General features: G+C 73.9%; 20 protein-coding genes. 10 read left to right on the top strand and 10 right to left on the bottom strand.

All coding sequences use genetic code 11. The features are described from left to right. Window positions 1–94: 94 nt before the first annotated feature. Both GPA10_RS26875 and GPA10_RS26870 read right to left on the bottom strand, forming a co-directional pair. On the bottom strand, window positions 95–982 hold the full coding sequence (locus GPA10_RS26875) for a DUF2382 domain-containing protein (protein ID WP_157167756.1): 888 nt from the start codon (window positions 980–982) through the stop codon (window positions 95–97). Window positions 983–1,208: 226 nt separating this feature from the next. Continuing rightward, window positions 1,209–1,628, bottom strand: coding sequence for a hypothetical protein (locus tag GPA10_RS26870; protein WP_157167755.1), 420 nt, complete (start codon window positions 1,626–1,628; stop codon window positions 1,209–1,211). Between the two features lie 334 nt (window positions 1,629–1,962). Between GPA10_RS26870 and GPA10_RS26865 the strand changes: the two genes are divergently transcribed. From GPA10_RS26865 to GPA10_RS26855, 3 genes are all read left to right on the top strand, one after another. After that, window positions 1,963–2,334 carry a phage holin family protein gene (locus tag GPA10_RS26865; protein ID WP_425505822.1) on the top strand — a complete coding sequence of 124 codons (372 nt, stop codon included), beginning with the start codon at window positions 1,963–1,965 and terminating at the stop codon, window positions 2,332–2,334. After that, on the top strand, window positions 2,331–2,864 hold the full coding sequence (locus tag GPA10_RS26860) for a DUF3618 domain-containing protein (protein ID WP_157167753.1): 534 nt from the start codon (window positions 2,331–2,333) through the stop codon (window positions 2,862–2,864). The genes GPA10_RS26865 and GPA10_RS26860 overlap by 4 nt, the downstream gene beginning before the upstream one ends. A 147-nt stretch (window positions 2,865–3,011) precedes the next feature. Next, a complete protein-coding gene (locus GPA10_RS26855) occupies window positions 3,012–4,505 on the top strand; it encodes an aminotransferase class I/II-fold pyridoxal phosphate-dependent enzyme (protein ID WP_157167752.1) in 1,494 nt (497 codons plus the stop codon). Window positions 4,506–4,880: 375 nt separating this feature from the next. On the opposite strand, the gene GPA10_RS26850 is transcribed toward GPA10_RS26855, so the two are convergent. The 5 genes from GPA10_RS26850 to GPA10_RS26830 form a co-directional block, all read right to left on the bottom strand. Then, window positions 4,881–5,255 (bottom strand): hypothetical protein, encoded by a 375-nt coding sequence (locus tag GPA10_RS26850; RefSeq protein WP_157167751.1) that lies wholly within the window; start codon window positions 5,253–5,255, stop codon window positions 4,881–4,883. A 457-nt stretch (window positions 5,256–5,712) separates the two neighbouring features. Beyond that, window positions 5,713–6,060, bottom strand: a complete 348-nt coding sequence (locus GPA10_RS26845) for a peptidase inhibitor family I36 protein (RefSeq protein ID WP_058848939.1) — start codon at window positions 6,058–6,060, stop codon at window positions 5,713–5,715. Window positions 6,061–6,412: 352 nt separating this feature from the next. Further along, window positions 6,413–6,877, bottom strand: coding sequence for a pyridoxamine 5'-phosphate oxidase family protein (locus tag GPA10_RS26840; protein WP_157167750.1), 465 nt, complete (start codon window positions 6,875–6,877; stop codon window positions 6,413–6,415). Between the two features lie 59 nt (window positions 6,878–6,936). Continuing rightward, window positions 6,937–7,998: an ATP-grasp domain-containing protein gene (locus GPA10_RS26835; protein WP_246259819.1), complete on the bottom strand. Its 1,062-nt coding sequence runs from the start codon at window positions 7,996–7,998 to the stop codon at window positions 6,937–6,939. Between the two features lie 378 nt (window positions 7,999–8,376). After that, window positions 8,377–8,982, bottom strand: coding sequence for a GNAT family N-acetyltransferase (locus tag GPA10_RS26830; protein WP_157167749.1), 606 nt, complete (start codon window positions 8,980–8,982; stop codon window positions 8,377–8,379). A gap of 171 nt (window positions 8,983–9,153) precedes the next feature. On the opposite strand from GPA10_RS26830, the gene GPA10_RS26825 reads away from it, so the two are divergent. Further along, a complete protein-coding gene (locus GPA10_RS26825; RefSeq protein ID WP_157167748.1) occupies window positions 9,154–11,991 on the top strand; it encodes an alpha/beta hydrolase in 2,838 nt (945 codons plus the stop codon). Here GPA10_RS26825 and GPA10_RS26820 read toward each other — a convergent pair. Continuing rightward, window positions 11,963–12,511: a cupin domain-containing protein gene (locus GPA10_RS26820; RefSeq protein ID WP_157167747.1), complete on the bottom strand. Its 549-nt coding sequence runs from the start codon at window positions 12,509–12,511 to the stop codon at window positions 11,963–11,965. The genes GPA10_RS26825 and GPA10_RS26820 overlap by 29 nt on opposite strands. Before the next feature lie 204 nt (window positions 12,512–12,715). Between GPA10_RS26820 and GPA10_RS26815 the strand changes: the two genes are divergently transcribed. Further along, a complete protein-coding gene (locus tag GPA10_RS26815; protein WP_343041364.1) occupies window positions 12,716–13,627 on the top strand; it encodes a LysR family transcriptional regulator in 912 nt (303 codons plus the stop codon). Window positions 13,628–13,780: 153 nt separating this feature from the next. On the opposite strand, the gene GPA10_RS26810 is transcribed toward GPA10_RS26815, so the two are convergent. After that, window positions 13,781–14,521 carry a TetR/AcrR family transcriptional regulator gene (locus GPA10_RS26810; protein WP_157167745.1) on the bottom strand — a complete coding sequence of 247 codons (741 nt, stop codon included), beginning with the start codon at window positions 14,519–14,521 and terminating at the stop codon, window positions 13,781–13,783. 66 nt (window positions 14,522–14,587) lie between these two features. Between GPA10_RS26810 and GPA10_RS26805 the strand changes: the two genes are divergently transcribed. The 5 genes from GPA10_RS26805 to lnt all read left to right on the top strand — a co-directional run bounded on the left by GPA10_RS26805 (window position 14,588) and on the right by lnt (window position 19,845). Next, a complete protein-coding gene (locus tag GPA10_RS26805; RefSeq protein WP_157167744.1) occupies window positions 14,588–16,168 on the top strand; it encodes an MFS transporter in 1,581 nt (526 codons plus the stop codon). A gap of 171 nt (window positions 16,169–16,339) precedes the next feature. After that, window positions 16,340–16,933: a DUF2165 domain-containing protein gene (locus GPA10_RS26800; RefSeq protein WP_058848875.1), complete on the top strand. Its 594-nt coding sequence runs from the start codon at window positions 16,340–16,342 to the stop codon at window positions 16,931–16,933. A gap of 183 nt (window positions 16,934–17,116) precedes the next feature. Beyond that, window positions 17,117–17,296 carry a hypothetical protein gene (locus GPA10_RS26795; protein ID WP_079086477.1) on the top strand — a complete coding sequence of 60 codons (180 nt, stop codon included), beginning with the start codon at window positions 17,117–17,119 and terminating at the stop codon, window positions 17,294–17,296. 152 nt (window positions 17,297–17,448) lie between these two features. Beyond that, the gene (locus GPA10_RS26790; RefSeq protein ID WP_157167743.1) at window positions 17,449–17,982 is read left to right on the top strand and encodes a nuclear transport factor 2 family protein; all 534 of its coding nucleotides are present in this window, start codon (window positions 17,449–17,451) and stop codon (window positions 17,980–17,982) included. A 105-nt stretch (window positions 17,983–18,087) separates the two neighbouring features. Continuing rightward, window positions 18,088–19,845, top strand: a complete 1,758-nt coding sequence (lnt, locus tag GPA10_RS26785) for an apolipoprotein N-acyltransferase (RefSeq protein WP_157167742.1) — start codon at window positions 18,088–18,090, stop codon at window positions 19,843–19,845. On the opposite strand, the gene GPA10_RS26780 is transcribed toward lnt, so the two are convergent. Continuing rightward, a complete protein-coding gene (locus tag GPA10_RS26780; RefSeq protein WP_343041382.1) occupies window positions 19,769–20,674 on the bottom strand; it encodes a Gfo/Idh/MocA family protein in 906 nt (301 codons plus the stop codon). The genes lnt and GPA10_RS26780 overlap by 77 nt on opposite strands.

Genomic DNA, 20,674 nt, shown 5'->3' with positions numbered 1-20,674 from the left:
GGGTTTCCCGGGGGGGGGGCTTGGGTGTGTGGGCCCCCCCCTTTGGGGGGGTGGGCCCCGACTCACGCACACCGGCGGGGTTCCCGGTCACGGGTCAGTGGCGCGGGCCCTTCGGGTCGCGGCCCCGGCCCCGGGTGCCGCCCTTCGGGTCGTCGTACTCGACCCGCTCCTTGCGGACCTTGTCCGAGATCTCCTGCGTCTCCGTGACCTTCTCGGTCTCCAGACGCACCCGCTCGACCGGCCTGGTCTCCTTGCGCACCACCGGCTTCTCGGCGTGCAGGGTGACTTCCGTCTCCTCCTCGCCGATCTTGGCGGCGCGGGTCCGCTCGCCCTCGCGCACGGGCTCGCGCACGACGCGGACCTCCTCGTGGGACACGGGGACGGAGGTGGTCACGTCCTCGGTCACGACCACCTTGCGCAGGCGGGCCCGGCCGACCTCCTCCTCCTGCGTGCCGACGTGGAGCTGCTCCTCGGAGAGCATCATCTCGTGCGCCTTGTCGTCGCCGCGGTCGCCGCTGCGCATGGCGTACTCGCGCGCCCCGGTGGTGCGGCCCGCGTCGCCGAGGCCCTGGGCGCCCGCGGCCATGCCGGTACCGGCGGCGGCCTGGCCCCGGCCGGTGGGCCGCTGTCCGGCGGTGCCCATGCCGGGCGTGCCCTGCGTGGGCGCGAGGCCGTAGTGGGCGTACAGCTCGCTCTCCTGGGAGGGATCGAGGTGCTGGTCGGCGTCGACGCGCGGCGCCTCCTTGACCACGTCCTTCGTGGTGGCCACCTTGAGGTCGTCGCCCTCGCGACGGGCGCCGGCGAGCGGGACGAAGCTCTCCTTCATCCCGAACAGGCCGGTTTTGACAGTCACCCACTCGGGCCGACCCGTCTGGTCGTCGAGGTAGACCTGCTGGACGCTGCCGATCTTGTCGCCGGCCCGGTCGTAAGCCGTGAGTCCGGTCAGGGCCTCGGGTGTGTCGAAGACGTCGCCCTTCGCCATGGGTGATCACTCCCTTGGGCAAGCGGCGGGCGAAGACTTCGCCGCGGACACCGCGCGCCTCCCCTCCATCACGCACCGCGGTCCGGTACGTCGCAACGCCGGATGTCACGGAGAGTCGCGGTGTGGCAGTGGGTCGTACCGGTTGCGCTGCCCGGTTGCCCTCCCACGGGTCACAGACGGCACACCCACGATTGGGCCATTCGGGTGACGCGGCCCGGCCGGGGTCTCACGCTGCGGTGTTCAGGCGCCGTCCTTCACGCCGGTCACGGCGGTCACGGTGACGGGCGTGCGCGTGGTCCTGGCCCTGCCCCCGGCCGCCCTGTCCCTGACCCTGCCCCTGGGCGCGGGCGTGGGCACGGCGGTGGTCCGTCGGCGTCACGTCGCCGCCTGCCTCGGCGGACACGTCGACGGACGCGCCGCTGGTCGCGTGGACGGTTGCATCGGTGGACCCCTGGACGGATGCGTCGGAGGATGCGTCGGCGGCGTGCCGGTGGCCTCCGCGCACAAGCCGCAGATGGCGGCGGCGCGCATGCCGGGGCGCGGTCGCCTCCGGCGACGAGCCGCCCATGAGTCGGTCCTCGATCCGGTCCATGCCGTACAGCAGCAGCCCGACCAACGGCAGCAGCAGGCACGCGACAACTATCACGGTTCCGGGCTCCCTCCCGGCAGACACGTGTCCCGTGTGCCCACCACCGCGTTCGGCACCATGCCGACTCTGTGAAGGTCTCGTGACGCATTCCGGTTCTCGTGTCACGGCGCCTGAAGAGGCACTTCCGGGGTACCCGGGACCTGCCCGCAGTCAGGTGCGCCCGCGCCTGAGCCGGGCGACGAGACGGGAGGTGATCGCCATGACGGTCAGGGACACGCGGACTTCGCCCGCGAAGACGGAGCGCGCCACGCACGACACCGGCTCATCGGCGCTGGGCGAGCCGGCGGCAACGCCGGGGAGCGGCCCGGTGCCGCAGTCCGGCGGCGAACCGGTGGGCGAGCTGGTGCAGCGCGCTTCGCAGCAGCTGACGGAACTGGTGCGCGGCGAACTCCGCCTGGCGCAGGCGGAGATGAAGGAGAAGGGGCGGCACTACGGCAAGGGCGGCGGGCTCTTCGGCGGTGCCGGGCTCGTCGGTTTCCTCACCCTGCAGGCCCTGGTGGCCGCGGCCATCGCCGGGCTCGCCGTGCCGCTGCCCGTCTGGGCCGCCGCGCTGATCGTCGGCGGCGTGCTGGGCGCGCTCGCCGGCGTCCTCGCCCTCACCGGCAAGAAGGAGATCAGCGAGGCCGCGCCGCCCGCGCCCGAGCAGACGATCCAGAACGTGAAGGCCGACGTGGCCGAGATCAAGGAGAGTGCACACCGATGAGCAAGCCGCCCCCGGAGAAGGCCCCCGCCACCCCTGAAGAGCTGCGCGAGCAGGTCGAGCACACCCGCACGGAGCTGGGCCACACGGTCGAAGCCCTGGCCGCGAAGGCGGACGTGAAGGCCCGCGCCGGCGAGAAGGCCGCCGAGGTGAAGGAACAGGCCGGGGCCAAGGCGACCGAGGTGAAGGAACAGGCTGCCGCCAAGGCCACCGAGGTGAAGGAACAGGCCGCCGCCAAGGCCACGGAAGTGAAGGAACAGGCCGCCGCGAAGGCCGACCAGTTCAAGGCCAAGGCGGCCGAAGCGGTACACCAGGTGCAGGACCGGGTGCCGGAACCCGTGCGCGACAAGGCCGCGCAGGCCCGGACCAAGGCCGCCGACGCGGTGCACCAGGTGCAGGAGAAGGCACCCGAGCCGGTGCGCGAGAAGGCGGCCCAGGGAGCCCGCGCCGCGCGCGACCACCGCACCCTGCTGCTCGCCGCCGCCGCGGGCATCGCCGTGGTGTGGCTGGCCCGGCGGGGTTCGAAGGCCTGATGCCGGGCGCGGTGCGCAGGCCCGCCGGGCCGGCCGGGGGAACGGCGACGCGCCTGCCCCCCCGGCCCGGCAGGGCCGGGTACGGCCGCCCGGGGACAGCCGAAGGTCGCACCGGTTGCCCCCGGGCGGCCCGGGAACCCGTACCGCATGTCAGTCGATCACACGCAGGCACCTGTCCTGGAAGCCCTGGCCGCGTACCGCGAACAGGGCCAGCTCGCCTTCACGCCCCCGGGTCACAAGCAGGCCCGCGGCGCCGATCCCCGGGTCCGCGAAGTTCTCGGGGACGCGGTCTTCCACGGTGATCTGCTCGCGTCCGGAGGCCTGGACGACCGGCTGACCAGCGGCGCCGTGCTGAAGCGCGCCGAAAGTCTGATGGCCGACGCCGTGCACGCGTCCCACACGTTCTTCTCGACCTGCGGCAGCTCCCTCTCGGTCAAGGCGGCGATGCTGTCGGTCGCGGGCCCGCACACCAAGCTCCTGGTGGGCCGGGACGCCCACAAGGCCGTCGTCTCCGGTCTCGTCCTGTCCGGCATCCACCCCGTGTGGGTGGAGCCCCGCTGGGACGCGGAGCGCCATCTCGCGCACCCGCCCGCGGCCGAGGACTTCGAGGCGGCGTTCCGTGCCCACCCGGACGCCAAGGGCGCCTTGATCACCAGCCCCACCCCGTACGGCAGTTGCGCCGACCTGGAGGGCGTCGCACGGGTCTGCCACAGCCGCTCCCTGCCTCTCGTCGTGGACGAGGCGTGGGGCGCGCATCTGCCCTTCCACCCCGATCTGCCCAAGTGGGCCATGGACGCGGGCGCGGACGTCTGCGTGACCAGCATCCACAAGATGGGCAGCGGCCTGGAGCAGGGCTCCGTCTTCCACCTCCAGGGCGACCTGATCGAACCGCACGTCCTGGAGAGCCGGGCGGACCTGCTCGGCACCACCAGCCCCTCGGTCCTCCTCTACGCCGGACTCGACGGCTGGCGCCGCCAGATGGCGCTGCACGGCGAACAGCTCCTCGGCCGCGCCCTCGACCACGCCCGCGGCGTACGGGAGGCGATCGAGGCCATCGACGGGCTGCACGTCAACGACCGGGACGACTTCTGCGGCCCCTCCCTCGCCGACGACTTCGATCCGCTTCCGGTGGTCATCGACGTCACGGACCTCGGCATCACGGGCTACCAGGCGGCGGACTGGCTGCGCGAGCACCACGCCGTGGACGCCCATCTCGCCGACCACCGGCGCATCAGCACCCAACTCACGCACGCGGACAGCGAGGAAACCACCGGCCCCCTGCTCAAGGCCCTCACAGCCCTCGCCCGTGGCGCTTCCGGACTGCCCGAGCCCACCCGCGTGGAGGTGCCCGAGCCCGCCGAACTCCGCCTGGAACAGGTACTTTCACCCCGCGACGCCTACTTCGGCGCCGTCGAGGACGTTCCCCGCGCCGAGGCCGCCGGGCGCGTCGCCGCCGAGATGATCACCCCGTACCCGCCCGGCATCCCCGCCGTCCTGCCCGGCGAGCGGCTCACCGCACCGGTCCTGGACTACCTGCGCTCGGGCGTGGCCGCCGGGATGAACCTGCCGGACGCGGCGGACGGCTCGCTGGGAACCGTACGCGTCGTGGCGGAGGGCTCCGGCGGGCCGTCCGCCGTATGACCATCGGCGCCAGCAGCCTTCTTGGTGACTGTACGTAGTCACAGGTACCCCATGCGCCCCTGTCTTACCTACTTTGGCTTTCTCGGCACGTTGTGTAGGCAAGGGTGGAGCTTTTTCCGTTCATCGGGTGCACATTGGTGGGACGGGCGTACCCCCCGGGCGGCCGCCGCCGTTCGTCGGCGGGGGCGGCGGCCGCAGGTGCGAGGACGTGGCGGCTCCCCCTCCGCCGGGCGTCCTCGCACCGCTGCCCTCTCCTCGGGGGTGGGCGGGAGCCGCCCCCGAGGAGAGGAAGAGCCGGGACCGCGGCCTCGCTGCCCTGAAGCGCGATCCCGGCCGCCCTGTTCTGCGCCGCCTTCTCGCTGCGGCGCCCGCGCCTCAACGCGAGGCGGTCTCCTGCCGGGTGGCCGCCCTGTCCGCCACCCTGTCCTCCGTCCCGTCTGCCCCCCTGTCCTCTGCCCTGTCCAACGCCCTCCCCGCCACGCTCCCCGCCGGTTCGGTGTCCCCGCTCCGCACTTTGCGGCCGCAGCGCAGCACATGGTGCTCGCCACTGAGGACGGGACCCGTCAGGGTCAGGAAGGAGGTGCCGGGCGTGACGTCCAACCCGCGGGCGGTGGCCGCACGGAGGCACTCGCCCACCTCGTCGGTCGCCACCACCCAGCGGGGACGGCCGAGCGCCGTGACCGCCCGGACCGCCCGCTGCGCGCAGCCCACGACGTCCGCGGTGACGGCGTCGTCGGTCTCCAGGATCACCAGTTGGCGGGGGGGCGACCACGGGCGGCAGCGCGCGGGCCACGGGACCGGAGTCCGACACCAGTGCCACCGGCTCCCCGTCCCGCACCACGAGGCCGACCAACTCCATGTAGGGACGCCCGCGGCGGGCCACCGCGAGCCGTCCCGCCCAGGCTCGGGCCAGCACCTCACGGCACTCCGCCTCCGTCATCCGGCGCAAGCTCCCCACGAGCGACCTCCTCATGCCGCCGGCCCGGGTCGGGCTCGGGTGGGCGGGACTCGCGCCCCCGGGAAGGGGGCGCACGCCGGGGTCCGGGGCGTTGGTGCGCCGTCGGTCGGCCGCAAGGCCGCGACGTCCTCACTTCTCTTATACGCGGTCCCGCGCCGCTTATGCCCTACAGGACCGGCCTATGTCCGACAGGCGTGCGGCACCCGTCCGACCCCGGACGAATCGGGCGTCCGGGGCGGGACGAATCGGTCAGCAGCTCATGGCCCACGTGTGCGAGTCGCCGTTGTCGTTGGCGGCACCGTTGTGGGCGACCTCCTGGCCCGGCGCGAGGCAGATGGTCATGTGGCCGCCCTGGTGGGCGCGCGAGTACACCTTGACGTGGTCCTTGATGCCCGGACCCGAGATGCCGTGGTTGGCCCACGAGGAGTCCTCGTCGGCGATCCAGCTCTCCCACCAGCCGTCGTCGCCGGACCAGTTGGCGCGCTGGCCCTTGTAGTCGGAGTGCTCCCAGGTACAGAACTCGCCGCTGGGACAGTCGGCCGCCCCGGCGGGCGCGGCCACGGCGAGGCTGCCCGTCACGAGCAGGGCCGCCGCCATGCCGAGCAGCGCCCGGCGGAGGTGCCGCCTCCTCGGTACGGACGCGGCCTCCCGGCCGGGGGTGGTGGCGGTTCCGGGCACGGCGGAAATGTGGTGCGTCGTCATGTCGGGACGTGGCCTTTCTGGTCGGGGTCCGGATGGACCGTTCGCCAGGCTGCCCGTGCGCGGAGTGACACATTCCGGGGTTCACCCGAAGGGGTGCGAACCTGCGGGAAGAACCCTTTCTGCCAGGTCGGGTGGCCCGCCCTTCGGGTCGGGGGCCCGGCGCTGTCCTCGGGCCGGGGGCCTGGCCACTCCCCCGGTCAGAGGCCCAGCCACTCCCCCCCGGGTCCGAGGCCGACCACTCCCTCGGTCAGAGGCCCAGCCACTCCCCAGCACGCAGCACGACGCGCCCCCGGTGTTCCGGTTCGCCGCGCCACGCGAGCACCTTCGTCGGCCGCACGCGCAGATACACGTGCGGCGACTCCTCCCGGCGCGGGTCCCAGCCGAACTTGGCGGCGAACCCGTCGCCCGCCTGCCGCGGCACGTGGTGCGCGCCGTGGCACTCCGCGTCCCCGTGCAGGAGCACCACGTCGGCCGTGTCCGGCAGCGCGAGGCGCACCCGGGGCTCCGCCCGTGCGTTGCGCGCCGTCACGGTCCGCTCGGCGGTGCACATCCACACCGCTTCGCCGTCCCACCAGAACCACAGGGGTACTTGGTGCGGGCCGTGCTCGGGGTGTGCCGTCGACACCCAGATGTCCCGCTCGCGGGCGAGCCGGTCCAGGGTGTCGCGGGTACGGGTGCGGGCGTCGCGCCAGGTGCTGTCCGTGTGCTGCATGAGTGCGGACGCTACGGCGCACTCCGCCTGCCGTGCATGCGGCTCCGGCCCGAACCGGCCTACTCCTCCGGACCTACCCGGCCCGGCCGAGGGGCCCTAGGCCACTTGGGGTGAGGGCCCGTGGACCCGGCTGCCGTGGCGCAGGCCGTGTGCCGGGCGGCGGTGGCCGCCCCCGCGGCTCTCCGCGGTGCGGTCGAGGGCGTCCAGGTGGGCCTGGACGTACGGCACGGCCACCGTCTCCAACTCGCCGTCGATGAAGGCCGGCTGGACGTTGACCTCGAAGACGACCCCGCCGTTCTCGATCGCCAGGTCCACTCCGGCGAAGGGCAGGCCCACCGACGCGGTGGCCGCGACGGCCAGGTCGGCGAGGCGCGTGGCAGGTCGGCCGGTGCGATGGGCACGGCCGTCGCGCCCTGGCAGGTGTTGCAGGGCGCGTCCGTCGCGGCTTGGAGGTGCTCGCGGGCGTGGATGACGCGCCCGCCGAGGACGAACACGCGGAACTGGTGCCTGCGGCCGTCGGCGACGGTGTTCCCCGCGTCGCGCGAGAGCAGCCAGGCGCTGTGCCGACGTGCGTAGTACGCGGTGGCATCGGCCAGTTGGGTCCCGGTGGTGACGTGGAAGGTGTCGCTGCCGCCGGTGCCGACGACCGGCCGGGCCCAGACGTCGCCGCCGAGCCGCTCGAACGCGGCATCCGCCTCGCGGGCCCCGGGACGGGACAGGACCACGGTGTCCATGTGCGCGACGCCGTCCCGCCGGAAGTACGCGAGCGTCCGGTCCTTCTCCGTGGCCGCCCGCCACGCCGCCACGCCCGCGCCCAGGGTCACCGTCCGGTGGTGGGCGAGGAGCCGCTGGAAGGCGGCGAGGGAGCGGCGGCGGTGCGGTGGGATCTCGTACAGGACCACGACGTCGGGCACCACCTCGACCCCCTGCTCGGGGACGTGCAGGCGTAAGCGGGTGCCGTCGCGCTCGCGGACGCGGCCGGTGCCGCAGGCGGCGAAGTGCCGGGAGTCGATACGGCACGGCGGCGCCCCCGTGAGCACTTCGACGGCCTCGGCCAGATACTCCCGGCAGCCCTCGGGGGACGTGGGGTCGGCGATCAAGGCGACGCTCGGTCCGGACACGGCTGCCTCCAGCGGCTCTCGGCGCACACCCGGCCCGCGCACGCCGTGGCAGGGGACGGGTGGAGATCACGCGATGGTTGTCGGCCTCGCGGCCGGGCGTCACCGCACCCCGTACGCCGCCGTGCCGGCCGCACCCGTCGGTCGTCCCGGCGGTGGCGGGCCGGGGTGCGTTCCGTCACGCAGGGCCATGGGTCCCACACTGTAGGCCCGGCCAGGGCGCACTGCCAGGGCGCAGGCGCGCCCCGCTCCTGCTCCCGGCATGCGCCGTGCGGCTACGTCCGTGCGCCCTTGCGCGGCACGCCGTGCCTCCGTCCCGTCCTGTCACGTGGCGGGGGCCGCCTCTCACATTCGCCGCATCCCTCACACCCCTCATATCCCTCACATGGGGAGTGACAGGAGCCGCACCTCACCCGCCGGCCCCACCGGCCCCGCCCACTCCACCGGCTCTGTCGGCTCTACCGCCGCTTCCGCGTCCTCGGCCCCCTCCGGGTCGGGCGCCAGGGGCTTCCACATCGTCCGCAGCGGCATCAGCACCGGGCCCGCGGGCTGCTGTACGTACACCTCCTGATCCAGCGTCCGCCAGCCGAGCCGCTCGTACAGGGCGACGAGGGGCGGGCGGCAGAAGAGCAGGGCGTGGCGGGGGCCCATCGTGCGGGCGTGGGCGAGCGCCGCCGCAAGGACCGTGCGGGCGAGCCCGCGGCCCCGCTGGTCGGGGGCGACGGCCACACCGCCCACGCCGATCACTTCGGTCTCGACGCCGCCGATCGAGACGGGCACCCGCAACAGACCCGCGTGCGCCACGAGTCGGCCGTCCGCCCTGACGCCGAAGTGCTCCTGCTTGGGCAGCCACGTCAGGCCCGTGTCCGCGACGCCGAAGGGGTCGGCGCCGTCACCGAGTATCTCGTTCTGGTCGTCCCGGCCGTACGAGGTGAGCCGGACCGCGGTCGGTGACGTGGGAGCGGGCTCGGGAAGGTGATCATCCATGGCCGCATGATGCGCGGCACCGGTCGTACCGGACAAGAGCGCGCGCCCCACGAGGCAACCCGCGCCCATCCGTTGGCATCTCCAGGTGAGGGACCCGGTGACCCTTCTGGGCGGAGCCGGGGGCGGCCGTCGGTCGGACGGCCGCGGAACAGCTCGAACTGGAGGACTGTCTTGATCCATGTCCCGCGCTCGGTGACCGCCGCTGCGGCGGTCCTCGCGCTGGCGGTGGGCGTTCCCGGGCTCGCGCACGCGCAGCCCGGCGACCGAATACCGCCCGCGTCCCCGAGACCTGCCGCACCGGCGCAGAGCCCCGCGGCCCCAGGGGGATCGGCGCTGTCAGGAGACACCGGGGACCGTCTGCCCGAGGGGTGGCGGCTCGACGGGTCCGGCGCCGAACGGCACTTGGTCTGGCGCGCGCCGAAGCGGCTGCCCATGGGGAACGCCCGCGTCGAGTTCTACGCGGGCGACCGGCTCATCGGCGTCCCCGATGCTGCCGCCGACCAGCGGACGTTCCGGCTGCCCCTGAACGGGGCCGGGATCGGCTCGCCGTCCGAGCTCCAGGCGCAGGCGGCAGGCCGCCGCCTGGACGCGGGCGCCGAGCCCGCGGGACCGCCCCCGCGGATCGCGCCGCCCGCCGCGTCCTCGGCGCCCCTGCCGGAGAACCGGGTCGACCCCGGCGTCCCGGGCGACTTCCGCACGGTGAGCGGCGAGTACACCCTGCCGTCCGTGCGTATTCCAGGCTTCCGCGAGCCGGTCGAGATGCGCGCGACGGTGGTCGGCCCGACCGGTGCCACCGGCAAGCGGCCCCTCGCGCTCTTCCTGCACGGCCGCCACGAGACCTGCTACAAGGGCGACTCGGCGACCGGCAGCTGGCCCTGCAAGAACGGTCAGAAGCCGGTCCCCAGCTACCGGGGCTACCTGCACGACCAGAAGCTCCTCGCCTCGCAGGGCTATGTGACGGTGTCGATCTCCGCCAACGGCATCAACGGCCAGGACGACATCCCCGACGGCGGCGCCCAGGCCCGTTCGTCGCTGGTGCGCCAGCACCTCGGCCGCTGGGCGGACTGGGCCGCGGGCCAGGGCGCCCCGCCCGCGGCCGTGCGCGCCACCGCGCCCGTGGACACCTCCCGCGTCCTGCTCGTCGGCCACTCCCGCGGCGGTGAGGGCGTCGACCGTGCCGCGCTCGACAGCCTGTCGCCGCCACCGGCCGACCAGGACGGCGCGCCGGGCCCGGCCCGGTGGAACATCCGTGGCACCGTGCTCATCGGCCCCACCATCTTCGGCCAGAACCCCACGCCCGACGTCCCGTCGATGACGATCCTGCCGGGCTGCGACGGCGACGTCTCGGACCTCCAGGGGCAGTTGTTCGCCGACGGCACCCGTGGCGTCAGCCGCGGCAAGGCCCTGCACAGCGCGGTCTACATGGTCGGCGCCAACCACAACTACTTCAACACCGAGTGGACCCCCGGGCAGGCGAAGGCACCCGCGTCCGACGACTTCTACTCCGAGGGCAGCGGCAATCAGGACCCGGTGTGCGCGCCGGGCAAGCCGACGCGTCTGAAGGCCAAGCAGCAGCAGAAGGCCGGCTCCACGTACATCGCCGCCGCGGCCAGGCTCTTCGTCGGCGGTGACGACCGGGTGCGTCCGCTGCTCGACGGCTCCGGCCGCCGCGCCCCCTCGGCGAACCCGGCGCGGGTGCTCACGCACGCCGTCGGCGGCAACCGCACCCCGGCGTTCGTGCCGGGCTCCGCACTGGACGTGTCCGGCAGCGGCAGGCTGTGCGCGCAGGTGGACGACCGGGCCTCCCGTGCCTGCCTCCCGATGAGTACGAAGGGCTCGTCGCCGCACTTCGCCGTCTGGTCGACCTCGCCGGAGGCCGGCCGTCAGTCGGTGGCGATGCGCTGGTCGCAGTCCGGCGCCGCGACGAAGGTGCGGCCCAGGAAGCCCGTGTCCCTCGCGGGCTCCAAGTCCCTCGCGCTGCGCGTGATCGTGCCGCCCAACTCCAAGGGCACCCGGCTCGACGTCGCGGTCACCGACGCCTCCGGGCACCGGGCGAAGCTCGGCGAGGTCAAGGCCGACGGTCTGCCCGGCACCGAGCGGACGTCCTCGTACTGGGGACGCGAGGTCCGGGTGCCGCTGACCGCTGCCACCCGCGCCGGACTCGACCTCACGCAGGTGACCTCCCTGGAGCTGACCCCGCGCACCCGGTCCGGGCGTGCCTGGCTCGTGGACGGGTGGGGCTGGCGCCCCGGCACCCCGGACGCCGGGACCGCCGATCTCGCGCGGGTCGACATCGGCCGGCTCAAGGTGAAGGAGGGCGACTCCGGGGTCCGCACGTACCAGGTGCCCGTACGGGTCTCCGGGCACGGCACCGGCAAGGTCCGGCTGTTCATGGTCGACCCGGTCACGCAGAAGGCCACGGCGCGCGTGGTCACGGTGCGCGCGGGCGGTGAGCACGTCGACGTGCCGGTGACGGTGCGCGGCAACAAGCGCTACGACTCGGACGTGTCCCACGAGGTGCTGGCCAAGGCCGTCAGCGGCGCGGTGGTCGGTTCCTACGGCGGCGGCGTGACCGTGCGGAACGACGACCCGATGCCGAAGGTCACCGTGACGCCCGTCGCGGACCGCGTCACCGAGGGCAAGCCCCTGAAGTGGCGCATCTCGCTGTCAGCGGTGGCCGACACCCCCATCGAGACCGGGTTCGACATCCGGCCCGTCAGCGGTGGTGCCAAGGAGCTGTCCACCAAGGACGTCGACAAGCGCTGGCTGAAGGAGGTCTTCGGGCGCTCCCCGAACCCGCAGGTCCCGCTGTCCAAGGTGTCGGACGCCCCGTACATCCAGACGTCCGTCAAGGCGGGCGAGCGCAGCGTCGTGGTGAGCGTGCCCACTGTCAAGGACCGGGTGCGGGAGCCGAAGGAGACCCTGCGGCTCCGGCTGTTCACCTACGACCAGTCGTGGAACGTGCACCGCGGCCCGACCGTCACCGGGACGGTGCGCGACCCGTCCTAGCGCGGGCGCGCGCGGACTCCCAGTCCGCGGCGACCGTGCCCCCGAGGAAGTGCACGTCGTACCGGTCCTGTTCGGGCAGGAGGCTCTCGAACGTGTCCAGGCCGTGCTGGATGCGGCCCAGGGCACGGAAGTAGCCGAACCGGTCGACACCCGGTGTCAGGACCGCCAGCAGATCGGCGGTGGCACCGGCCGCCGCGCCGAACGCGTGCGGCGTCCCCGGCGGGACGACGACGAGTCCGCCCCGTGCGACCGTCGTCGTCCCGCCGCCTCCCACGAGGAACTCCACCACCCCGTCGAGTACGTAGAACAGCTCCGTCGACCGGGCGTGGTGGTGGGGTCTCGCGCCGTCGGCGCCCTCCCCGAGCGTCAGCCTGTTGACGCCGAGGGCGCCGCCGGTGTCCCCCGCGTCGGCCAGCAGCTCGAAGGCGCCGCCGTGCGGCAGGGGTACGTGTTCGGCCGTGCCGGGCGGCACGATGTGGGCGGTCGCGCCGGTGGCGTCCTGTACGTCTCGCGTCGTCATTCCTCTCGGCTCTCTCTCGGTGCTCGTGGTGGGCGGCTTGCGCCCTCTTCGGCCACGGCTCCCATTCGACCCGGGGAAGAAGGCGCGTACCACCGGCAGTTGTCGTCTACAGAGATCACCGGCCGTGATGAATCGGTACGGCACGACGGTGCTGCATGGCTGTGCCGCATGGCCGTGCCGCATGGCCGCGCTTCGGAGGTACCCGTGGAACTGCGCCAGCTCGAGTACTTCGCCGCCGTGGCCGACGAAGGCGGGTTCGGCCGTGCCGCCGGACGCCTCGGCATCGTGCAGTCGGCCGTCAGCCAGCAGATCCGCCGTCTGGAGCGCGAACTCGGCGTCACCCTCTTCGACCGGTCGACCCGCCATGTCCGGCTCTCCGGCGCGGGCGAGCGGCTGCTCCCCGAGGCGCGGGCCGTGCTCACGGCGGCGCGCCGCACCCGGCAGCTCGCGGCGGACCTCGCCACGGGTGCCGAGGGAGTGCTGCGTCTCGGCACCGTCCAGGGACCGGGCGAGCGTACGTACCGCCTCCTGGAGGAGCTGCGGCGAACGGCACCGCGCCTGCGGGTGCGGCTGCGGCGGCTGCCCCTGACCGAGCGCCTCGCCGCGGTGCGCTCCGGCGAGTTGGACGCGGCGCTGGTGCGGGCCGCGACGAGGGCGCGGGGCCTCGAACTCCTTCCGGTGTGGGACGACCCGCTGTACGCGGCCCTGCCCGCCGAGCACCCGGCCGCGGGCCCGTCCGGAGGCGCCGGGCCGGCCGCCGCGCCGCTGCGCCTGGAGGAACTGTCGGGCCTGCCGCTGCGCCTCGCCGCGCGCGAGCACAACCCGCCCTTCCACGACCTGGTCACCGGGGCCCTGCGGGCGGCAGGCGTCGAGCAGGTGCCCGGCCCGCCGTTCACCACGCTCCAGGAGACCCTCACGGCCCTGGCCGACGAGCGTGCCGACGCGCCTTCCTGGACGGTGTTCTACGAGGTGACGGGGTTGCCGCCGGTCCCGGGCGTGGTGGTGCGGCGCCTTGCCGCCCCGACCCTCACCACGTCGCTCGCCGTGCCGCCGGGACCGCCGACGCCGCCGCTGCGGCAGTTGCTCCGGGCCTTGCACGGGACATCGGGCGGCTGAGGGCTGGGGGGTTGGCGGGTGCGGGGGCTCGCGGACGCGGGACCAGCCGCTGGGGGGCGACGAGTGCGGGGCCGACGGGTGCGGGGCCGACGGGTGCGGGGTCGGCCGGTGCAGGGTCGGCCGGTGCGTGGCCGACGGGTGCGGGCCCGCGTTTCAGCGCGTGCGCACCGCGTGCCCGCCCGGTCGTCCGTCCGCGTGCTGCTGCTGGTAGTGCCCGCGCCAGCTCGGGGTGGCGGCGCCCTCCATCACGGCCATCACGACGTCGTGCGCCAGGGTGTCCGTGACGGGCAGATGCCCGAACAGCACCCGGTGGTACGTGGTGGCGCCCAGCATGTCCAGGAGCAGATCGATGTCGGCGTCGGCGCGGATGTCCCCACGCGCGATGCCCCGGCGCAGCGCCGCCTCGGTCGTGGCCCGGCGCGGGCGGAAGAGCGTCTCCGTGAAGACCCGGTCGAGGTCGGGGTCGTCGGCCAGTTCGGCGACCAGGGCGGGCAGCGTACGGCGGCCGAGGGTGCCGCCGAAGGCCTGGCTCAGGGTCTCGATGCCGAGGATCAGGTCGCAGTGCGTGCATCCGGTGTCGGGGGTGGGTGCGGTGCCCATGGTCTCCGCGAGCGCGGAGATGACGAGGTGCTGGCGGGACGGCCAGCGGCGACGGATGGCCGGCTTAGTCGTCCCGGCCCGGCGCGCCACGCCCTCCATGGTCAGGTGCGGGTAACCGGACTCCTCCAACAGCGCGAGCGTCGCCTCCAGGATGGCCTCGTCCAGGCGCGTGTCGCGGGGGCGGCCCGTACGTCCCGGCTCGCGGGCGGAGTGAGCGGCGCGGTCCGCTCCGCGGTCGGCGGCGTGTTCCGCTCCACGCTCGGTCGCGCGGTCTGCGGGGTCCGGGGTTGCCATGCCGATGAGTATAGGTAGCATGTCGTTTCGTTCCGTTCCGGATCGAAACATATTGAAGGGGCTGTCTTGCCGTACGAGCAGGAATCCACCACGCGGGCCCCGGCTGCCGCGGCACCGGCCGCAGAGCCCGCAGGGACCATCGAGCCGCCCGCTCCACCTACCGCCCTGACCTGGGGAATCGTGCTGTCGGTCGGGCTCGTCGCCTTCGAGTCGATGGGTGTGGCGACCGTGCTGCCGGAGATCGCCGGGCGCCTCGGCGGCCTCAACGCCTACGGCTGGGGCCTGTCCGCGCTGATGCTGGCCAACCTGATCGGCACCGTCGCCGCGGGCAGCGCCGCCGACCGCCACGGGCCCGCCCGCCCGCTCGCTCTCGGCCTCGCGGTCTTCGCCGTCGGCTGCGCGGTCGCCGGAGCCGCGCTGGGCTGGCCCGTGTTCCTGGCGGGGCGGTTCCTCCAGGGGCTCGGGGTCGGTGCGGTGATGGCGCTGGCCTACACCGCCATCGCGCTGGCCTATCCCCGGCGCCTGCGCGCGCGGATGTTCGCGCTCGTGTCCGGCGCCTGGACCGTTCCGTCCCTGGTCGGCCCGACGATCGCGGCCGTGGTCTCCGACCGGATCTCCTGGCGGGGCGTGTTCGTGCTGCTGCTCCCGCTGATCGCGGTGGCCGCCGTGCTCGCGCTGCCGCAGTTGCGGCGGCTCAAGGCGGCCGAGGGTACGGGCGACGATCGGGACGGGGACGCCACCGGCACCAGCACCGCCGCCACCGCCACCGCCACCAGCAATCGCACCCGTGCCAGCGCCGCCAACCGCGCCCGCGCAGCCACCGGCGCGGGCACCGGCACGGACACCGGCACCGGCACCGGCACCGAAGTCGACCGGTGGTGGTCCACCCCCGTCGCCCGCAGCATCCTGCTCGCCGCGGGCACCGGCATCCTCCTCGCGGGCCTCCAACTGCGCCAAGCCGCCCTCCTCGTGACGCTCGTGGCCGTGGGCGGCGCCACGGCCGTCGTCGCCCTCCGCAGGGTCACCCCCGCGGGCACCCTCGCGGCACGCCCCGGCGTACCCGCGGGCGTCGCCCTGCGCTTCCTGCTGTGCGGTGCCTACTTCGGCAGCGAGGCGTTCCTGCCCCTCGGCCTGGTCCGGCTGCGCGGGCTGAGTGCTTCCGAGGCCGGTCTCGGGCTGTCCGCGGGCGCCATCACCTGGGTGCTCGGGGCCGCGTGGCAGGGCCGGGCGGACAGCCGCTGGAGCGGACGCTCGCGTGCCGTGCCGATCGCGGCCGGGTTCGCGGTGCTGCTCACCGGTGTCGTCGTGATGGCCCTGGGTGTCCTCGTGGACGCGGTGCCCGCGTGGACGGCCGTGGTGGGCTGGGCCGTCGCGGGCGCGGGCATGGGCGTCGCCTTCAACGCCGCGACCACCGACGCCATGGAGCAGGCACCGGCGGACCGGCAGGGCGAGGCGAGCGGCGCGATGCAACTGGCGCAGACCCTCGCCGTCGCGGTCGTCAGCGGACTCGGCGGCGCGGCCGTCTCCCTCTCCGCCGCGCACGGCGGCTCGGTGTCCACGGCCCTGACGGCGACCTTCGCTCTCACCGCGGCCCTGGCCGCCGCCGGTGCCCTGACGGCCCGTCGCATCAGGCCCGCCGCCGGCTGACGCACGCGCGGGACTCACACGCGGGACTCACACGCGGGAGTCACACGCGAGGGTCACGCGCAGGAGTCACGCGCAGGAGTGCGGCTGCACGCAACAGCCGCACTCCCCTGCGCGCCCCGTGCGCCCCCTGAGATCATGGGCCGTCATTCGCGCGCACACAGGGAGCACGGCATGCGCCTCACGCCAGCCAACCGCAAGCAGCCCGACGACCGGGGCACCGCCCTGGGGGCACCGGCCGTGGCCGCCACCGTGCTGACCGGTGTCGTCGCCCTCTACATCGCGCTCGTCGCGTTCGGCAACATCACCGACTTCGGCACCAACCAGCAGTTCGTACGGCACGTCCTGGCCATGGACACCACCTTCAAGGACGACGACCTGATGTGGCGGGCCGTCGAGTCGCGTGCGCTTCAGGACACCGCGTACGTCGCCATCATCGCCTGGGAGACGCTCGCCGCCCTCGTCCTCATCACCGCGACGGTCCGGTGGGCTCTCGCGGTGCGCCGCGGCGACGGCTCCGAGGGCCGCGCCCGGCGCCTGAGCACGGTGGGCCTGCTGATGCTGATGCTCCTGTTCGGCGGGGGCTTCATCGGCGTGGGCGGCGAGTGGTTCGCCATGTGGCAGTCCAAGAGCTGGAACGGACTCGACGCCGCCACCCGGGTGTTCACCTTCTCCGGCATCGTCCTCCTCTTCCTTCATCTGCCGTTCACCGGACGCGGGCGCCCTCAGAATCCGGACGGCGTTCCGGATCGTGCTGTCCGTCACTGACACCGGCCACCGGACATCACCCCGTTCCGTCACTCGGGCCGCCCCACACCTCGTTGACCAGCGCGCGAAGGACAACTCACGCCGGGCGTTCACTCCTTGTGGCGCCTGCGCCCCGATCACGTGCCGCAGGTGTGCGGTAGCTGACAGTTCCGATTGTCGGAGCCATCCCCTAGGCTTGACGCCATGCCCTTAACCCCCCAAGCCCATGGTTCCGTGCGGTCGTCGGCCGAGCTGAACGAGCGGATCCGAGGCCTGTGGCTGCGCGCCGGCGGCCGTCTCTCCGTCGAGCAGCGACGGGAGTACGAGCAGTTGGTGACCGAGTGGGCCGAGGCCGTGCGCACCGAGATCGTCCAGGCCGCGTAGGCGCCCCGGACGACCGGGCCGAGGATGCGTGCGCCCGGCGCCCCCGCGCCCGGTCCGCGTCCGCACCCCCTCCGGCGTACCGGTCGGCACCCCGGTCAACGCCTTGCGCCCCGCCTCTTGGCTCCGTCCTCCGGTTACCCAAGACTGAGTCGATGACGCAGCGCGTGGAACTCGCCGCAGTCCTTGACCGGTTGGCCATCGACGACCTCATCACCGACTACGCCGTCACCGTCGACGACGGCGACTGGGACGGCTACCGCCGCCTCTTCGCACCGGGCGGACGGGCCGACTACCGATCGGCCGGCGGCATCGAGGGGTCCGTCGCCGAGATCTCCGACTGGCTGGCGCAGACGCTGCGGATCTTCGCGGTGCGTCAGCACCTCATCGTCAACCGCAGGATCGGCTTCGGCCTCCGCGAGCAGGACGTCGGCGACACCGCGCGGATACAGGCCGACTACACCAACCCCATGCGGTTCGCCACCGCACCCGGCGCCGCACCGGACTCCACGTACACCGCACCAGACTCCACATACAACGCACCGGACTCCACACGCACCGCACCGGACTTCGAGTGCGGCGGCCGCTACGAGTTCACCGCCGTGCGCACCCACAACGGCTGGCGGCTGCGCCAGGTCGTCGTACAGGAGAAGTGGCGCAGACAACAGGACCGCGGCAGCCATGACTGACCGCGTGCTGTACGGCGCGTCGGCCGCCCCCTGTCCTAGATCGTCGCGGGCGCGCACACTGGAAGGCACGGCGAGAACCGGAGCTGGGGCAGGGAGGCACGCTGCATGGACGTACTCGGCGGCATCCGGCGGCACCGGGGGGTGGCGTCGGGACCAGGGACGGGACCGCAGACGGGAACAGCCACGGGATCAGCCGCGGGGACAGCGGCCGGAACACCGGCCGGAACAGCGGCTGGAACAGCGGCGGCAACGGAGACGGCGCCCTGGTGGCGGCGGACCGGACCCGTGCTCGATCCCGCGCGCGGGCGTGCGCTCCTCGCGTCGCCGCGATGGCGCGGCGCCCTGGCCGTGCTGTGCGGCGCGCTGCCCGCCCTGGCGTTCCCCGCTCCGTCGTGGTGGTGGTTCGCCTACGTCGCGCTCGTGCCGTGGCTGCTGCTCGCCCGCTCGGCCCCGACCGGACGGCGCGCGGCCGTCGACGGCTGGCTCGGCGGTCTCGGCTTCATGATCGCGGTGCACCACTGGCTGCTGCCGAGCCTGCATGTGTTCACGCTGATACTCGCCGCGCTCCTCGGGCTCCTGTGGGCGCCGTGGGGCTGGCTCGTACGCCATCTCCTGGGCGGCGCGCCCTCTGCGGGCCGCGCCGCCGCCGCGCTGCTCGTGCTGCCGTCGGGCTGGCTCATGGTGGAACTGGTGCGGTCCTGGGAGGGGCTCGGCGGGCCCTGGGGGCTGCTCGGTTCCAGCCAGTGGCAGGTGGAGCCGGCTCTGCGGCTCGCGTCGGTCGGCGGTGTGTGGCTGGTCAGCGCCCTGGTGGTCGCCGTGAACACGAGCGTCGCCGTGCTCGCCGCCCACCGTGCCGCCCGTGTGCCCGCGCTGGCGGGCCTGGTCGCCGTGGCCGCCGCCTCGTCCGCGGTCTGGGTCTGGTCCCCGCGCCCGGAAGCCGCGGGCAGCATCCGTGTCGCCGTCGTCCAGCCGGGCGTCATGAACGGCCTCGGCGGTGTCGACAAGCGCTTCGCCCGCGAGGAGGAGCTGACCCGCGCGCTCGCGGGACGCGACCTGGACCTCGTGGTGTGGGGCGAGAGCAGCGTCGGGCACGACCTGGCGGACCGCCCCGACCTCGCCGCCCGGCTCACCGCGCTGTCCCGGCAGGTCGGCGCCGACATCCTCGTGAACGTCGACGCCCGCCGCTCGGACCGCCCCGGCATCTTCAAGAGCTCCGTGCTCGTGGGCCCCGAGGGACCGACCGGGGACCGCTACGACAAGATGCGACTGGTCCCCTTCGGCGAGTACGTGCCCGCCCGCTCCCTGCTCGGCTGGGCGACCTCCGTCGGCAAGGCCGCGGGTGAGGACCGCAGGCGGGGCGAGCGGCCCGTCGTCATGGACGTCGGGCACGGGCTGCGGGTGGGGCCGCTGGTGTGCTTCGAGTCGGCGTTCCCCGACATGAGCCGCCACCTGACGCGCGAGGGCGCACAGCTGCTGCTCGCCCAGTCCTCCACCTCGACCTTCCAACACAGCTGGGCGCCTGAACAGCACGCCTCGCTGGCCGCGGTGCGGGCCGCCGAGACCGGCCGCCCCATGGTGCACGCCACGCTCACCGGCGTCTCGGCGGCCTACGGCCCGAGCGGCGAGCGCCTCGGCCCCTGGCTCGGCACATCCGCGTCGGCCACCGCGGAGTACGAGATTCCGCTGGCCACGGGCACGACCCCCTATGCGCGGTTGGGCGACTGGCCGGTGTACACGGCGCTCGGCGTCCTCGCCCTGTTCGGCGCGGCCGGGGCCGCGCGGGCGTTCAGGAAGCCTGCTCCTGAACGGCAAGGACCACCCGCTCGCACAGCTCATGGGTCGCCAGCGCGTCCCGGGCGCTGACCACCTTTCCGGCGCGCACGGCGTCCAGGAAGGCGAGCACGACCTGCTCGATCCCGCGCTGCCGCGCCACCGGCACCCAGTCGCCGCGCCGCCGCACGGTCGGCTGGCCCTTGTGGTCCACGACCTCCGCGAGATTGAGGACCTGCCGCTTGGTGTCCTGGCCCGACACCTCCAGGATCTCCTCCGTGGACCCGCTCAGCCGGTTCATCACACCGATCGCCGTGAACCCGTCACCCGCGAGCTGGAGCACCACGTGCTCCAGGAGCCCGCCGTCCGTCCGGCCGCGCACACTGACGTGGTCGACGGGTCCTGGCACCAGGAACCGCAGCGTGTCCACGACGTGGATGAAGTCGTCGAGGATCATCGTGCGCGGGTCCTCCGGAAGGCCCACACGGTTCTTCTGCATCAGGATCAGCTCGCGCGGGTGCTCGGCGCACTGCGCGTAGCCGGGGGCGAAGCGGCGGTTGAAGCCCACCGTGAGGCTGACGCCGCGTTCCTCCGCGAGGCGCACGAGGCGTTCGGAGTCGGCGAGTCCGTACGCGATCGGCTTGTCCACGTACGTCGCCACGCCCGCATCGAGAAGGCGCGAGACGATCTCCGGGTGGGCGGCGGTGGGCGCGTGCACGAACGCCGCGTCCAGGCCCTGGGCGAGCAGCGCGTCCAGGTCGGTGTGGCAGCGCGCCGCGGGGATCGCGTGGGCGGCCGCGACGCCTTCCAGGGTCGCGGGCGTACGCGTGTGGAGGTGCAGCTCGACACCCGGCTGCGTGGTGAACACGGGCAGGTACGCCTTCTGCGCGATATCACCGAGTCCGATGCAGCCGACCTTCAC

Source organism: Streptomyces typhae (assembly GCF_009755605.1).
Taxonomy (GTDB): Bacteria; Actinomycetota; Actinomycetes; order Streptomycetales; family Streptomycetaceae; genus Streptomyces; species Streptomyces typhae.
The sequence above is the reverse complement of the archived record's forward strand: the minus strand, read 5'-3'. Positions and strand labels throughout refer to the sequence as shown.